Below are 15,014 nucleotides of genomic sequence, written 5' to 3'. Positions count from 1 at the left end.
GCTACCTTGTCAGTTCGATGATGATGGTGCGGTTGACGGTCGTCGACCCGGTGACCGTGAATCCGAGCTGCTGCAGTGTGCGGATATCGTCTCCGGACGTGAATTCCTGGCTGCCCTTGTATTGAAGCACCCACACCGTGTTCGTGCCGGTGAGGCGATCACCGACGGCGGCCAGCGGGGCGGTCTGGTCCCACAGGTGGCCGGTCGAGTCGTAGGAACGGGTGAGGGTCACGTCCCGCATCCCCTGGAACGCCGCGGGGTAGAGGTGCAGGGCGAGGCGGGGCTTGCGGGAAGGCCGCACGCTGTCGTCGAAGACGACGGCGTCGCCGGGCCTCGCACCGGCCTGCACGATGTCCGCTGCCTGGCGCCAGTCGCTGCCGAAGTTCTTCCCGTATTGGCCGCGCTGGGCCTGGTAGACCGGCAGCATGAGCGACACGATCAACAGCAGGACCGACGCCTGCGCCCAGCGCGGCTTGAGCCAGGCGATTCCGATTCCCACCGCGATGGCAGCGGCGGGGGTGCAGATCGACAGGTAGCGCAGGGAGTACATGGGGGTCACGAAGTGTGTGCCGACGAGGAGCACGGCGCTCGGGAAGAGCATCCAGGCCAAGGCGATGGCGAGGGCATGCTTCGTCGCGCGGGTGTCGGCCCGACGGCCGCGGAGCACGAAGACGGTCACGACGGCCGCGCCGACCAGGGCCCAGGCGACGACCGCCAGGGGGGCGTTCCCGAACCACTGTTGCACGGCGGCGTCCAGCACCGCGATCTGCGGGCGGCGGCCGATGAAGGCGATCTGCTCGCGCTGGTGCACACTGGCGAGCATGACCGGCAGGGCAAGCAGCAGGCCGGCGACGCTGGACACCGCCCAGGCTCGGAAGGTCGCCATCCGCCGGGCGTCCCGCGGTGCCAGCAGGAATACTGCGAGCGCGAGCACCGGGATGAGCAGCACAACGTAGAGGAACATATAGATCCCGGCGGCGAGGAGCGCGGAGTAGCCGGCCCAGACCCCGGCGCGGGCGAGGCGGCCGGTCGGCGGGTGGCGCACGATGTGCTCGAGCAACACCACCAGCCAGACCGCGATGGCCGTCGCCATGGCGGTCGAGCGAGCCTCGGCTCCCATGTAGGTGACCCGGGGGAGCACGACGAAGACGAGCGCGGATATCGTCGCCACCGTGGTGCCGGTCAGTCGGCGCGCGAGGAGGTAGGTGCCCGCGGTGGCCACCCCGATGGCGATGGCGCTGGGCAGCCTGGTCGAGAACTCGGTTGCGCCGAAGGCCTGGATCCAGAAGTGCAGGATCAGGTAGTAGGCACCGTGGACCGCGTCCACATTTCCCAGCATCCTGAACAGCGACGAAAGGGACCGCTCCGCCGACATGACGCTCGCCGCCTCATCGCCCCAGTACGACGGCTGCCACGACCCGAAGGCCGACACGAGGATTCCGAGCAGGCCCAGCAGCGCGGCGGGCAGCAGCGGACCGCGCGCGGGCAGCGGCCGGGGCTCTGGCTGAGCCTCGGTGAGCGGGAGCGCGGAGAGGGAAGACACACCAACACGTTATGACACCCGGGTTAACGTTTACCCCGAGGGCCGGACGGCAGCCTGCGAAGGCTCTCAGGTTGCCCGGTCAGTCAGGACGCGCCGGTGCGGCGCGGCAGCCTGACCTCCACGGCAAGCCCGCCGCCGGTGTTCCGGAGCGAGATCCTCCCACCGGCGCGATCGACGATGGCGTGCACGATGGCCAGTCCCAGACCTGACCCGGTGCCGCCACCCGCCCGTGAATGCTCCGGCCGGGAGAACCGGTCGAAGGCCACCGGGATGAATCCGTCCGGCATCCCCGGCCCAGTGTCCAGCACGGTCATCACGGCCTCGGTCCCGGCCCGGTGCAGGGTCACCATGATCTCGCCCCGTCCATGCATGGCACTGATCGAATTGGAGACGAGGTTGTCGACGAGCTGGCCCACGTTTGTCGGAGAGACGGCGTAGCGGCCATCGGCATCCTCGCCGTCGACCTGGTAGTCGACGTCGAGATCCGCGCCGTCGCGCACCACCCGGGCGCGGTCCACCGACGCGGAGATCTCGGCGACGATGCCGTTCCAGGTAGTCTCAGGCGGCGGCTGCTGCCCTTCCAGCTTGGACAGTTCGAGCAGGTTGGTGGCAAGCCGGGCCAGCCGGTCGACGGTGACGGATGCGTCGGCGATGTCCTGCTCGAGGGCCGGCGCGTCTCCGGAATTGAGGCGGGCGAGCTCGAGTTGCGACTTCAGCACGGCCAGGGGGGTGCGGAGCTCGTGGCTGGCATCCGACACCACCTGCTTCTCGCGATCGACGCCGCGCCGGAGACGCCCGATGAAGTCGTTGAGCGTGATCGCGAGCCGGCTGACCTCGTCGTTTCCGGCGGGCACGAGCAAATGGGCCGACGCCCCAGCCGTGCTCAGGCTCTCCGCCTCGGCGCGGAGACGGTTCACCGGCCGCAGCGCGGCGCCGGTCAGCAACCAGGAGGCCAGGCCGAAGCCGACGGTGAGCACGATCGTGCCGATCGTCAGCACCCGGGTCAGCTCGTCGAGCAGCAACGACAGTGCCTCCTCATTGCGAGCGGTGACGATCACCCAGTTGCCGGTGTCGGTGACCGCGATCGTCGAGGCGACCAGGTAGCGGGTGTTGCCGGTGTCGACGGTCTGCGGATGCTCGCCGATCTCCGCCAGGTCATCAAGCCTGTTGTTCAGGCTCCGGGGGAGGGAGGACCTGTGCAGTTCCCCGCCGGGATCGATCACGGCGATGAGCTGGCCCTCCGTCGGCGCGTCGATCGGCTCGGTCGGGTTGCGGACCAGGTCGGCCACGAGAGGCGCCGCGTCGTTGCGCAGGAGCGTCTCCGTCGTGTCGATCAGGATCGACTGCACCTCGAGGCGGAAGAAGAACGCGGCGGAGCTGAACAGCACCGCGGCGACGAGCACGCTGCCGATGCTGATGCGGCCCCTGATCGACAGGCCGGGCAGTTTCATGTCGAGGCGTCCGTCACGGGGTCAACTCGACCGCATAGCCGGCGCCACGCACGGTGACGATGCGGATGCCCGCGGCGTCGGAGTCGATCTTGCGCCGCAGGTAGCTGATGTACTGGTCGACGATGTTCGGATCGATGTGCTCCGTGCCGTTCCAGATCTCCTCGAGGATCGTCGTCCGGTCGACCGTCTCACCCGCGTGGCTGCAAAGCAGGCGAAGCAGGGCGACCTCCTTGGGGCTCAGCGAGACGATGCGGCCGGCCACGGTCACCTTGAGGTCGCGGGAGTCGATGGCCAGGCGGCCGAGCTCGAGGCTCGCCGGGGTTCCCATCGAATGCCGGCGCAGCATGGCGCGAACCCGTGCGGTGAGCTCGGCGAAGGCGAACGGTTTGGTCAGGTAGTCGTCGGCGCCGCTGTCCAGGCCGAACACCCGATCCTCCACGGTGTCCCTGGCCGTGATCAGCAGCACGGGCATCGTGTTGCCCGAGTCTCGGATGCGCCGGCAGATCTCGAAACCGCTCATCCCCGGCAGCATCACGTCGATCGCGGCGAGGGCGAAATCGTCGTTATTGATCGCGATCAGCGCGTCCATACCGTTGCCGGCCCGGACGATCTCGTAGCCCTCGGCGTGCAGGCCGCGCTGGATGAGCTCGCCCATCTGGTCATCGTCTTCCACGACCAAGATCTTCATCGGGTGCCTTTCGGTTGCCGGAACCGCGTCACCTCATGCTGGCACGTCATCGTCCCCGTGCGCGGCGGCGCGGTGCGCCAGGGGAGAATCCGTGCCGGAATCGCAGCCGCTTGCCAGCCTGGTCGACGTTCGAGCGGCAGCTAGGCTGGCGCCATGATCGATTCCGCCGCTGCCGCCGATCCCGCTGCCGACAACCCCGCTGCCGCCGATCCCACCGCCGCGATCGGTGTTGCCGTCGCCCAGTTCAGGCCGGGCGCCGACCTGGCGGGCAACATCGCGGCCATGCGCGCGCTGGCTGCGACCGCGGCCGCCCGCGGCGCCCGCCTGCTGGTGTTCCCCGAGTACTCGTCCTTCTTCGAGCCCGTGCTGGGCCGCTCGTTCGTCGCGGCGGCGGAGCCGCTGGACGGCGTCTTCGTGACCGCGCTCGCCGCGCTCGCCGGCGAGTTCGGGATGCATGTCGTCGCCGGCATGCTCGAGGTCACTGCCGACCCGGATCGGTTCTCGAACACGCTCGTGGCGGTCGATCCGTCGGGGAAGCTGGTCGCGGCGTATCGCAAGCTGCACCTCTACGACGCGTTCGGGGACCGGGAGTCGGACTGGGTGCTGCCCGGCACGGTTGCGGCGCCGGAGACGTTCCGGGTCGAAGGGCTGACGGTCGGGATGCAGACCTGCTACGACATCCGTTTCCCGGAGGTGACCCGCCGGCTCGTCGACGCCGGAGCCGATCTCGTCCTGGTGCCGTCCGAGTGGGTGCGCGGTCCGCTGAAGGAACAGCACTGGCGCACCCTGGTCACGGCGCGCGCCCTGGAGAACACCGTCTACGTCGCGGCCGCCGACCACGCCCCGCCCATCGGCGTCGGCAACAGCATGGTGGTCGACCCGATGGGGGTCGAGCTGGTCACCATCGGCGAGACGACGGATGTCGCGGTCGCCTGGGTTTCGAAGACCCGGCTCGAGGCCGTGCGAGCCGTGAACCCGGCGCTGGCGCTCCGGCGGTTCACTGTGCAGCCCCGCTGAGAGGCATGCTCCGCTGGCGGGATCAGCTCTCCGTGGCGATCGTTTCCTGCGAGGTGGGGGCGGCGCGCACGGTGAACTTCTGATCCGGCCGATGATTTCGTTCCGGATGGCCGGGGATGTCGGGCTCGGCCATCGCCCGCTCCTCGCCGGTGGCCACGAGGCCCTGCGAACTGTTCGCCGAGCGCGTGAGCTGGGCCAGCCAGAGCGGATTGATCGTGGGCGGCTGGCCGCCGGAGAACTTGAAATAGAGCGGGATCGCCGGGTGCAGCCAGGCGGAACTGCGGCCGTCCCCGGCCTCGGCCGCGTTGCGCCACGACAGCAGGAAGCTCTCGCCGCGGCGCAGTTTCTGCACGATCACGATCTGCAGGTGCGCCAGGATCCGATCGTCGAATTCGACGGTGACCCGGTCGTACGTCAAGGAACCCATGGGTTGCCGCTTTCATTCGGTTGAAAAAAGCGCTCGTGAGCCTGCGATTCGGTGTGACCTTGTCTCAGGAACCAGTCGTCACCTCAGTGTGGTCGCATTGACGGTGGTTCACAAGCGAATCTGCGGCGGGGTTCCGGCTGCGCCGAGCAACCGCAGGGTCTCGCCCGGACTCTCGACGTGGCCGAAGTGCCCGGTGCCCGGCAGGGTGTGCGGAGTGAAGTCCCGGATGACCCGGCGCAGCCTGGCCGTGTCGGCCTCGGCGACGAACACGTCGGAACCTCCCCGGGTGGCCCGGACCGGGCACCGGATCCGGGACCAGACGGCATCCGCGTCGTAGCGGCCGGCGAGGGCGGATGCGGCGGCGAAGCGGCCGGGACGCACCTCGGTCGCAAGCGCGGAGATCACGCTGGGGTGCACCGCGGAGACCCGGGCGAAGAGGGGCGCGGTCAGGGGGCGGAGCACGCCCAGCCGGTCGAGTGAGCGCACCAGGGACGTGCCGGCGCGCCCGAACCCGGCGAGCACGCGCATCACCCCGAGCAGTGCGGTGTAGGCAGGGAGGATGCCGAAGCGGGACACCGGGTGCCGCACGCTGTCGATCACGGCGTAGGTCGTCGCCGAGACGAGGCCGACGGATGCCGTCTCCGCCACGAAGGACGCCGCGAGTTCCAGGGCGATGAAACCGCCCATGGAGTGGCCGAGCACCTGCCAGCGACGATAGCCGAGCGCCTCGGCGATTTCGGCGACGAGCGCGGCCGTCGCCTCGATGTCGGGCGCCCCGGCATCCGCCTGCCCGGCATCGGTGTGCGGGGTGCTGTCCCCCCAGCCGGGCAGGTCGGGGATGATCAGGTCGGTGAATCCCGGGCCGACGGCCGAGCGGGCCGACTGAAGCAGCGGTGTCCAGGTCGTCCAGGAACCGGCGGCGCCGTGGAGCAGGATCGTCGCGGTGTCGCCGCCGGTGCGGCGGCCGTGCCGCACCACGATCGTTCCGCCGCGCAGCCGCATGGTGCTGGTGGTCAGGCCGAACCGGCGGGGGTCGGAGGAGAGCGGGAACGGGCAGTAATCCTCGGTCGCCGGTGGCGGCACGGGCTGCACGGGTTGGGTGGCAACGGGCCGCGCCGGTCGCGTCAGCAGGATGGTCATGTTCCTGGTTCGTTGCCGACGATCGCGCGGATTGCTCGTTTCGGCGGAATAGACCAGGCTCCGCACCCGTTGCCGACAAGGGGCACCCGCCTTCCGATTCGGCGGCGGCGTCAGGCCGCCCGGTGGTGCCCGTCCGACAGAAAGAGCAACAGTGAATCTTTTCTCTCCCGTCACCCTTGGTGACCTCGAACTTCCCAACCGTCTCGTGATGGCACCCCTGACCCGGGTACGTTCCGGCGTGGAGGGCGTGCCGGGGCCGCTCGTCGTCGAGCATTACCGGCAGCGCGCCACCCTGGGCCTGATCGTCACGGAGGGCACCTACCCCAGCCACGTCGGTCAGGGCTTCCCCGGCCAGCCAGGTCTGGTCACCCCCGAGCAGATCGAGGGCTGGACCAACGTCGCCACCGCCGTGCACGCCGCAGGGGGACGCCTCGTCGCCCAGGTCATGCACGCCGGCCGGGTCACCCACGCCGCCACGAACGGCGGACGGGACGTCGTCGCGCCGAGCGCGATCGCCATCGCCGGGGAGACCCACTCCTACGACGGAAAGCACCCCTACCCGGTGCCGCGCGCGCTGCGCGAAGACGAGCTGCCGGGCGTGATCGCCGAGTTCGTTCAGGCGTCGAAGAACGCGATCGCCGCCGGCCTCGACGGGGTCGAGATCCACAGCGCCAACGGCTACCTGCTGCACGAGTTCCTCTCTCCGGCCTCGAACCAGCGCACGGATGCCTTCGGCGGCTCGCCGGAGAACCGCGCGCGCTTCGTCATCGACGTGGTCACGGCCGTGGCCGAGGCCATCGGCGCCGAGCGGGTCGGCATCCGTGTCTCACCGGAGCACAACATCCAGGACGCGCTCGAGCCGGATGCGGCCGACGTCGCCGCCACCTACGGCGCCCTGGCCGACGCCCTCGCGCCGCTCGGCCTGGCCTACCTGAGCATCCTGCACAAGGACCCGGCCGGCGAACTGGTTCAGGGCCTCCGCGCCCGCTTCGGCGGACCGGTGATGGTCAACAGTGGCTTCGGCGGCATCACGACCCGCTCCGAGGCGATGTCGATCATCGCCGACGACGTGGCCGACGCTGTCGTCGTCGGACGGGCCGCGATCGCGAACCCCGACCTGGTGCGCCGCTGGCTGAACGACCTGCCGCAGAACGCTCCGGACCCGCTCACCTTCTACGGCGCCGGCGCCGAGGGCTACACCGACTACCCGGCCCTCCAGCACTGACCGTCCCTCCCGCGCATAACTCCTGCAATTCCGGCCGGGCTTCCGGATCGCCCCCGTGAACACGGGGCGACGGATGCCGCGGCCCGCGATCTGCAGGAGTTACGCGCGGGCGGTGAGCCCGGCCAGTTGCTCCGAGGCACGCTCCAGCACGTCGACGCGCTTGCAGTACGCGAAGCGCACCAGTGACGCGTACTCCGGGCGGTGCTCCGGCGAGCAGAACGCGGCGATCGGAACCGCGACCACGCCGGCGAGGCCGGGCAGGGCCCGGCAGAACTCGGCGCCGTCCGGATAGCCCAGCGGGGCGGCATCCGCCACGATGAAGTACGACCCCTGCGGGCGGCTGACGGTGAACCCGGCCGCGGTGAGCCCCCGTTCGAGGACGTCCCTCTTGACGCGCAGGTCGGCGGCGATCCCGGAGTAGTAGCTCTCGGGCAGGTCGAGGCCGACGGCAATGGCCGGCTGGAACGGCGCGCCGTTGACGTAGGTGAGGAACTGCTTCACGGCCAGGATGGCGGTGACCAACGGCGCGGGCGCGGTCAGCCAGCCGATCTTCCAGCCGGTGGTATTGAAGGTCTTGCCGCCGGAGGAGATGGTGACCGTGCGCCCGCCGGCCCCCGGAAGCGTCGCGATCGGAGTGTGCGCCACGCCGAAGGTGAGGTGTTCGTAGACCTCGTCGGTGACGATCACGGCGTCGTGCCGCTCGGCGAGCTCCACGATCAGGGCGAGCGTGTCGGCCGGGAAGACCGCGCCGGTGGGATTGTGCGGGTTGTTGACGATGATCAGCCGGGTGCGGTCGGTGACCGCCGCCCGCAGCTCGTCCGGATCAGGCTGGAAATCGGGGGCTCGCAGCCGCACCGTGCGGTGCACGCCGCCGCCGAGCGCGATCAGCGCGCCGTAGGCGTCGTAGAACGGCTCGAACGTGACAACCTCGTCGCCGGGTTCGAGCAGCGCCAGGATCGTCGCGGCCAGTGCCTCGGTGGCGCCGGCGGTGACCAGGACCTCGGTTTCGGGGTTCGCCGCCAGCCCGTAGAACCGGTGCTGGTGACGGGCGATGGCATCGCGCAGCACGGGAAGGCCCCGCCCGGGCGGGTACTGGTTGACGCCGTCGCTGATCGCCTGACGCGCAGCTTCGAGCACCTCCGGCGGGCCGTCCTCGTCGGGGAACCCCTGGCCGAGGTTGATCGCGCCCGTGCGGGCGGCGAGGGCGCTCATCTCCGCGAAGATGCTGGCCGCGACCGTGCCGTCTGCGGCGAGGAGGCCGGCTCCGTGTGCGGTGCGCCGCCAGGCGCCGGGGATCGTCATCGTTTCGCCTGCATGCCTCCAAGCTACGACATCGGCCCGCGCGCCCGGCAACCGGCTGTGGAGAGTTCGAGCGGCATTGCCGAAACTGCTCTACGTTGGCCGCATGCGGTTCGTCAGTCGTCGCCGATCGGTCATGGGTGCCATGGCGTTGCTCGGCACGCTCGCGCTCGCCGGCTGCGCGCCGCCGGCCCCGCAAGCGCCGTCTCCCACGGCCACGGATGCCCCGGTCTTCGCCTCAGACGCCGAGGCTCTGGCGGCGGCCACCGAGGCATATGCCGCCTACCAGAAGATGTCAGATCTCATTCTCTCCCAGGGGGGCGCCGAACCTGAGCGCATTCGAGCGGTTGCTTCTCGGGAGTTTGCTGACACAGAGATCGCCGGATTCAAACAAGCGGCCGATAGCGGGTTACATAGTGTAGGTAGGACCTCATTTGACGGAATTGCCATCCAGAGAACCACCAAGTCGAAGGATGGGATCGCTGCGGTCTCTGTCTACCTTTGTTCTGACGTGAGCGAGGTCGACGTGCTCGACGTTAATGGCCAGTCCGTTGTTGCGGAGACTCGTCCAGCAAGGACGTCCTTTGAAGTCACCTTCGACAGGAGTTCTTTGAAAGGACCCGGGCTTGTTGTCGGTGCTCGGGAAATATGGGATCGCGGAGGTGCCTGTTGACAGGCCGCAACGGTCCAATCGCTGTCGTTTTCGTCGCCACTCTGCTATTTGCTCTTGCCGGTCCAGCTGCGGCTGAATCCGCTGCGTGCAGTTCCTTGGCAGAACAAACCGGCGGCTGTCCCAATGTCTCCGGGGCAGTGAACGGCGGCGGCGTCGATCTGTCCGCCGGATTCGACTCAGGGTCGGGCGGGGGAGGCCAGGCTGGCAGTGAGGCCGGCGGTGGCGCAGGGGGCGACCCGGCCGGCGGCGGAGGCCAGCAGTCCGCCGCGACGGTGCCCGGCCCGGGAACGATCGTGCGGGACGGGTTCACCATCAACTGCGTCGCCGGCACGCCCTGCGACCCGAACCTGATCGTCAGTGTCAGCGACCTCGTCAGCTTCCGCGCGGCGGCGCCGACGCACGAGATGGAGCCGCACGGCTGGAGCGTGGTCGGTCTGCCGACCAACTTCATCGCCACTGCCGCCGTGCACACCCGCTCGGGCACGCTGCTGGGGTTTCCGGCCGAAGTGCGGTTCACCCCGGTCGGTTTCCGCTGGGACTTCGGAGCCGGCCAGGGCCTGGACTCGGCCGGAGGCGGAGCATCCTGGGCCGCCCTGGGCCTTCCGGAATTCTCCGACACGCCCACAAGCCACATCTTCACGGAATCCGGCAGCCGCTCGATCACTCTCAGTGTCGTCTACTCGGCCGAGTACCGGTTCGCCGGTCGCGACTGGCGCGCCGTGCGCGGCACTCTGGCGGTCCCGGCGACCCCGCTCAGCGTGGTCGTCGCCCAGGCGCGCACGGTGCTTGTCAACCGGGAGTGCACCGCCGGCACGTCCGGCCCCGGCTGCTAGAGGTGCGGAGAGGCGAGCTCTGCAAGCAAGGTCACGGCTTGATCATTGAATGCTCCCAGCCTGCGCAAACCATTCACTCAGGTTCGGGCGCAAAGCTGGCATCGCTTGGAAGGAGCACACCATGACCGACAACACGCAGGACTCCGGCATCAACCCTGATCATCGCGACGACGCAGTTCCGTTCGAAGTCAATGCCGCCGGGGAAGCCATCGCTCCCACCGAAAACGCTGAGACCGTTCCGACTCCCGAGTCGGCGGCACCGGTGCAGGCTCAGCCAGAGCAGGCCCAGGCCCCGTCAGAGCAGGCCCAGGCCCCGTCAGAGCAGGCGCAGGCCCCGTCCGAGCAGGCACAGGCCCAGTCCGAGCAGGCACAGGCCCAGTCCGAGCAGGAGCAGGCGCAGGCCCAGCCGGAGCCGGCACAGGCCGGGCAGCCCCAGCCCCATCAGGCGCAGCCGACAGTCGCCTACGCCACGGACGCGTTCGGCCGTCCGCTGCCGGCGGACAGCACCGCCCCCAACTACTACGCCCCGAACATCGCACCACCGGCCTACGCCACCGCGAACGGGCTGCCGCCGCACACCCCGGGCTCCGGTCCGGTCCGGGACCCCGCCAGGCGGCGGGCAAGCATCGCCCTGATCGCTGCGCTGGCCATCGGCGCCCTCGTCGGCGGCGCATCCGGCGCGGGTGTGACGGCGTTCGTGTTCAGCAACCAGAGCAACGGCGTCCCCGTCAACCAGGCGCAGGGCCCGAGCAACGTCGTCGTCAACAACACCGACAGCGTCAACCAGATCACCGCCGTGGCGGCGAAGGCATCGCCCAGCGTGGTCACCATCGAGGCCAGCAGCGGGAACTCCGGCGGCACCGGCTCCGGTGTCGTGCTCACCGACGATGGATACGTGCTCACCAACACCCACGTCGTCACCCTCGACGGCGCGGCCGCCGACGTGACCCTCCAGGTCAAGGGCAACGACGGCAAGCTCTACGCCGCCACCATTGTGGGCACCGACCCGATCTCCGACCTCGCCGTGATCAAGCTGACCGATGCCAGGGGGCTCACGCCGATCGACTTCGCCGACTCCGGCAAGCTCAACGTCGGTGACACCGCCATCGCGATCGGCGCCCCGCTCGGCCTGGCCGGCACCGTCACCGATGGCATCGTCAGCGCGCTCAACCGCAGCATTTCGATTGCCTCCTCAGCCGCCCCCACGACGCCGGACACGACCGCACCCGATGGCCAGAGTCCCTTCTTCTTCGACCTGCCGAACAAGGACGGCAGCAAGTCCCAGCAGGGAACCTCGAACTCGGGCAGCATCTCCCTGTCGGTCATCCAGACGGATGCCGCGATCAATCCCGGCAACTCCGGCGGTGCGCTGCTCAACGCCAAGGGCGAGCTGATCGGGATCAATGTGGCCATCGCCAACGCCGGCGGCTCCTCCACTTCGGCGTCCGGCAACATCGGCGTCGGCTTCTCGATTCCGTCGAACCTGGCCAAGCGGGTCTCGGATGAACTGATCGCCAACGGCAAGGCCACCCACGGCCTGCTCGGTGCGAGCGTGACCAGCGCCGCCAGCGACCCGAAGAGCAGCACGGTCGGCGCCCTGATCAGCGAGGTCTCCTCCGGCGGTGCCGCGGAGAAGGCCGGCCTGAAGAAGGGTGACGTGATCACCAACTTCAACGGCGTTCCGATCACCGACGCCAACGATCTGACCGCCCAGGTCCGCGTGCTCGCGGCCGGCGACAAGGCCGAACTGACCTACGTGCGCGACGGCAAGTCCATCACCGTGTCCGTCACGGTCGGGCAGCTCGCCAGCTAGCAGACCGCTCCTTCCTTCCCGCTGCGCCGCCGGTTCCATGCCGGCGGCGCAGTTCTGCGTTCCGGGGCCACGCAGGGCGGCAAAGTCACGGCTGGTAGGCTCAAGCGACCCTCCGGAGGAATGCAAAAATGACCAGCCAGGTGCCACCTCGCGGAGACACACCGCTGCTCGGAGTCTCCTATGTGATGCCCGTGCTCAACGATGTCACCCACGTTCGCGATGCCGTTCTCAGCCTCCTGCACCAGGACTACACAGGCCCGTTCGAGGTCACCCTCGCCCTCGGCCCGAGCATCGACGGCACCACCGAACTCGTCGAGGAGATGGCCTCCGTCGACCCGCGCATCCGGGTCGTCGACAACGAGGTCGGATCCACGCCGGCCGGTCTGAACATCGCCATCCGGGCTTCGCAATACCCGGTCGTGATCCGGGTGGACGCCCACTCCGTGCTGCCGTCGGACTACGCGCGCATCGCGGTGGAAACCCTCGAACGCACGGGAGCAGACAACGTCGGCGGCGTCATGGACGCCCAGGGCGAGACCCCATTCCAGAAGGCCGTCGCCCGCGCCTACGGCACGAGGGTCGGTCTCGGCGGAACCCCCCTGCACGTCGGCGGCCCCGAGGGCAAGGCGGAGACGGTCTACCTCGGCTGCTTCCGGATGGACAGCCTGGTGCGGGTCGGCCTCTTCGATGAGGGCATCAAGCGCGGCCAGGACTGGGAACTCAATCGGCGCATCCGCGACGTCGGCGGAACGGTCTGGTTCACGCCGCGCCTGCGCGTTGTCTACCGTCCCCGGCCGAGTCTCGCCCGCCTGGCCAGGCAAATGGTCTCCACCGGGCTCTGGCGCGGCGAACTCGCCCGGCGTTACCCGGCGGCCAACGGCATCCGCTATTTCGCCCCGCCGGTGATGGTGGTCGGCGTCGTGCTCGGCCTGGTGCTCGGCCTGGCCGGACTTGCCGCCCTGCCCACCGGCGCGGCGCCGTGGCTGCTGCTCGGATTCCTCGCCCCAGCGGCCTACCTGCTGATCGTGGTCGTTGCCACAGTGGCCGTCACCCGCCCCGACGGGTTTCGTGCCGGCCTCTGGTTTCTCGTAGTCTTGCCGTGCATCCACTTCTGCTGGGGCATCGGATTCCTGCTCGGGTATCTCAAACTCACCACCAACATCACGGCCCACACCGGGAGGCACCCATGACGCCAGCGACACCCGCGCCCGCCAGGCCGGCGTCGATCGCCGAGTTGCGCGCCGTGGCCCAGCCGCCCGAGGTGCGCCTGCGGGCCAACGCCGAGCATTGGACCGCCTCGCTCTACCTGCGGGACATCTCTCCGTACATCACCTGGATGCTGCTGAAGACCCGGATCACCGCCAACGGGGTCACGGGGCTGATGATCCTGGTCGGCTGGTCGACGGCCGCCGCGCTGCTCATCCCGGGCGTCTGGGGCGCGCTGCTGGCGCTCATCCTCGGCCAGCTCCAGATGCTGGTGGACTGCTGCGACGGTGAAGTGGCCCGGTGGCGCAAGGAGTCCTCCCCGGCCGGGGTGTTCCTCGACAAGGTCGGCCACTACACGACTGAGGCCCTCATCCCGATCGCGTTCGGCATCAGGGCTGCGGCGTTCCCGTTCGAGGCCCCGGCGGACCTGCTCTGGACCACCCTCGCCCTGCTCCTGGCCCTGATCATCGTGCTGAACAAGGCGCTCAACGACATGGTGCACGTGGCCAGGGCGAACGCCGGTCTCACCAAACTCTCCGACACTCGCGGGGAGAAGACCCTCACGTCCAGCCGCCTCGCCCAGGTGCGTCGCCTCGCCCGATTCGTGCCGTTCCACCGCCTGTACCACTCGGTCGAACTCACCATCCTGATTTTCGTGGCCGCCATTCTCGGCAGCTTCGTGGGTGAGCCCCTCGTCGACCGGGTCGTGCTGATCGTGCTCATCCCGCTGTCGTTCCTGGCCCTGGTCGGCCACTTCGTCGCCATCATGGCCTCCAAGCGTGTCCGTTCCTGAGGCCACCCCGATCGGTCCGGTCACCCCGATCGGTCCGGTCACCCCGACGGTCGGCGTCGTCGTGCTCACCCAGGGGACGCGGCCCGACGACCTGGCCCGCGGCATCCGTTCGCTGCTGGACCAGCAGGATGTGCACCTCGACATCGTCTGCGTCGGCAACGGCTGGCAGCCGACCGGGTTGCCGGCGGGCGTCAAGTCCCTCGGGCTGCCGACCAACCTCGGGATTCCGGCCGGCCGCAACCGCGGGGTCTCCTCCGTCACCGGTGAGTTCCTGTTCTTCCTCGACGACGACGCCAGCATCCCAGACCCTCGGTTCCTCAGCGAGGCGATAGCCATGCTGCGCGCCGACCCGACCATCGGCCTTCTGCAGCCGAGGGTGGTCGACCCCTCCGGTCTCAGCTCGCCCCGCCGCTGGATTCCGCGCATCCGCAAGGGCGAGGCAACCCACTCCAGCAACGTCTTCTCGGTCTGGGAGGGCGCGGTGCTCCTGCCGCGGAAGGTCTTCGACGCGACCGGGGGCTGGGCGGAACCGTTCTTCTACGCCCATGAGGGCATTGAGCTGGCCTGGCGCGTCTGGGACCTGGGGCTTCGCACCTGGTACGCGGGCGACCTCGTTGCCAATCACCCGGTGATCCAGCCGACCCGGCACGCTGACTACTACCGGCTCAACGCCCGCAACCGGGTCTGGCTCGCCCGCCGGAACCTCCCCGCTCCCTTCGTGCCCGTCTACGCAGGCGCCTGGCTGGGCATCCAGCTGCTGCGCTGGTCGCGCAACCGTCCTGCCCTCCGAGCCTGGTTCGGCGGATTCCGCGAGGGCTGGACCAGCGACCCGGGGGAGCGGCGTCCGCTCAAGGCCCGCACCGTCTGGCGGATGACCCTGGCCGGGCGTCCGCCGATCGTCTGACT

Annotated in this window: 14 protein-coding genes; 8 read left to right on the top strand and 6 right to left on the bottom strand. The window is 69.4% G+C overall.

The features are described 5' to 3' along the window. Window position 1: 1 nt before the first annotated feature. The 3 genes from E3O32_RS11905 to E3O32_RS11895 form a co-directional block, all read right to left on the bottom strand. The gene (locus E3O32_RS11905) at window positions 2-1,543 is read right to left on the bottom strand and encodes a glycosyltransferase family 39 protein (protein ID WP_134509752.1); all 1,542 of its coding nucleotides are present in this window, start codon (window positions 1,541-1,543) and stop codon (window positions 2-4) included. Window positions 1,544-1,626: 83 nt separating this feature from the next. Beyond that, the gene (locus E3O32_RS11900) at window positions 1,627-2,994 is read right to left on the bottom strand and encodes a sensor histidine kinase (protein ID WP_134509750.1); all 1,368 of its coding nucleotides are present in this window, start codon (window positions 2,992-2,994) and stop codon (window positions 1,627-1,629) included. A gap of 13 nt (window positions 2,995-3,007) precedes the next feature. Then, window positions 3,008-3,682, bottom strand: a complete 675-nt coding sequence (locus tag E3O32_RS11895; RefSeq protein ID WP_134509748.1) for a response regulator transcription factor — start codon at window positions 3,680-3,682, stop codon at window positions 3,008-3,010. A gap of 153 nt (window positions 3,683-3,835) precedes the next feature. Here E3O32_RS11895 and E3O32_RS11890 point away from each other — a divergent pair, with 153 nt between their 5' ends. Next, window positions 3,836-4,699, top strand: coding sequence for a carbon-nitrogen hydrolase family protein (locus E3O32_RS11890; protein ID WP_134509746.1), 864 nt, complete (start codon window positions 3,836-3,838; stop codon window positions 4,697-4,699). A gap of 22 nt (window positions 4,700-4,721) precedes the next feature. On the opposite strand, the gene E3O32_RS11885 is transcribed toward E3O32_RS11890, so the two are convergent. Beyond that, complete coding sequence (locus E3O32_RS11885; RefSeq protein ID WP_241974868.1) at window positions 4,722-5,126, bottom strand: DUF7882 family protein; 405 nt, start codon at window positions 5,124-5,126, stop codon at window positions 4,722-4,724. A gap of 108 nt (window positions 5,127-5,234) precedes the next feature. Further along, on the bottom strand, window positions 5,235-6,266 hold the full coding sequence (locus E3O32_RS11880; RefSeq protein ID WP_134509744.1) for an alpha/beta fold hydrolase: 1,032 nt from the start codon (window positions 6,264-6,266) through the stop codon (window positions 5,235-5,237). A gap of 151 nt (window positions 6,267-6,417) precedes the next feature. On the opposite strand from E3O32_RS11880, the gene E3O32_RS11875 reads away from it, so the two are divergent. Further along, on the top strand, window positions 6,418-7,491 hold the full coding sequence (locus tag E3O32_RS11875; RefSeq protein ID WP_134509742.1) for an alkene reductase: 1,074 nt from the start codon (window positions 6,418-6,420) through the stop codon (window positions 7,489-7,491). Window positions 7,492-7,590: 99 nt separating this feature from the next. Here E3O32_RS11875 and E3O32_RS11870 read toward each other — a convergent pair whose 3' ends face one another. Continuing rightward, window positions 7,591-8,793 (bottom strand): pyridoxal phosphate-dependent aminotransferase, encoded by a 1,203-nt coding sequence (locus E3O32_RS11870; RefSeq protein WP_134509740.1) that lies wholly within the window; start codon window positions 8,791-8,793, stop codon window positions 7,591-7,593. A 76-nt stretch (window positions 8,794-8,869) separates the two neighbouring features. Here E3O32_RS11870 and E3O32_RS11865 point away from each other — a divergent pair, with 76 nt between their 5' ends. The 6 genes from E3O32_RS11865 to E3O32_RS11840 all read left to right on the top strand — a co-directional run bounded on the left by E3O32_RS11865 (window position 8,870) and on the right by E3O32_RS11840 (window position 15,012). Further along, window positions 8,870-9,463: a hypothetical protein gene (locus E3O32_RS11865; protein ID WP_134509738.1), complete on the top strand. Its 594-nt coding sequence runs from the start codon at window positions 8,870-8,872 to the stop codon at window positions 9,461-9,463. 95 nt (window positions 9,464-9,558) lie between these two features. After that, window positions 9,559-10,296 carry a hypothetical protein gene (locus E3O32_RS11860; protein ID WP_134509736.1) on the top strand — a complete coding sequence of 246 codons (738 nt, stop codon included), beginning with the start codon at window positions 9,559-9,561 and terminating at the stop codon, window positions 10,294-10,296. A 121-nt stretch (window positions 10,297-10,417) separates the two neighbouring features. After that, on the top strand, window positions 10,418-12,109 hold the full coding sequence (locus E3O32_RS11855; protein WP_134509734.1) for a trypsin-like peptidase domain-containing protein: 1,692 nt from the start codon (window positions 10,418-10,420) through the stop codon (window positions 12,107-12,109). 128 nt (window positions 12,110-12,237) lie between these two features. Next, complete coding sequence (locus E3O32_RS11850; protein WP_241974866.1) at window positions 12,238-13,299, top strand: glycosyltransferase family 2 protein; 1,062 nt, start codon at window positions 12,238-12,240, stop codon at window positions 13,297-13,299. Further along, complete coding sequence (locus tag E3O32_RS11845) at window positions 13,296-14,108, top strand: CDP-alcohol phosphatidyltransferase family protein (protein ID WP_134509732.1); 813 nt, start codon at window positions 13,296-13,298, stop codon at window positions 14,106-14,108. Before E3O32_RS11850 ends, E3O32_RS11845 begins: the two co-directional genes overlap by 4 nt. Window positions 14,109-14,136: 28 nt before the next feature. After that, a complete protein-coding gene (locus E3O32_RS11840; RefSeq protein ID WP_134509807.1) occupies window positions 14,137-15,012 on the top strand; it encodes a glycosyltransferase family 2 protein in 876 nt (291 codons plus the stop codon). The last annotated feature ends 2 nt before the right edge of the window (window positions 15,013-15,014 follow it).

The organism is Cryobacterium mannosilyticum (assembly GCF_004402705.1).
GTDB classification, from domain to species: domain Bacteria; phylum Actinomycetota; class Actinomycetes; order Actinomycetales; family Microbacteriaceae; genus Cryobacterium; species Cryobacterium mannosilyticum.
This window is presented reverse-complemented; position numbering and strand designations above follow the sequence as displayed.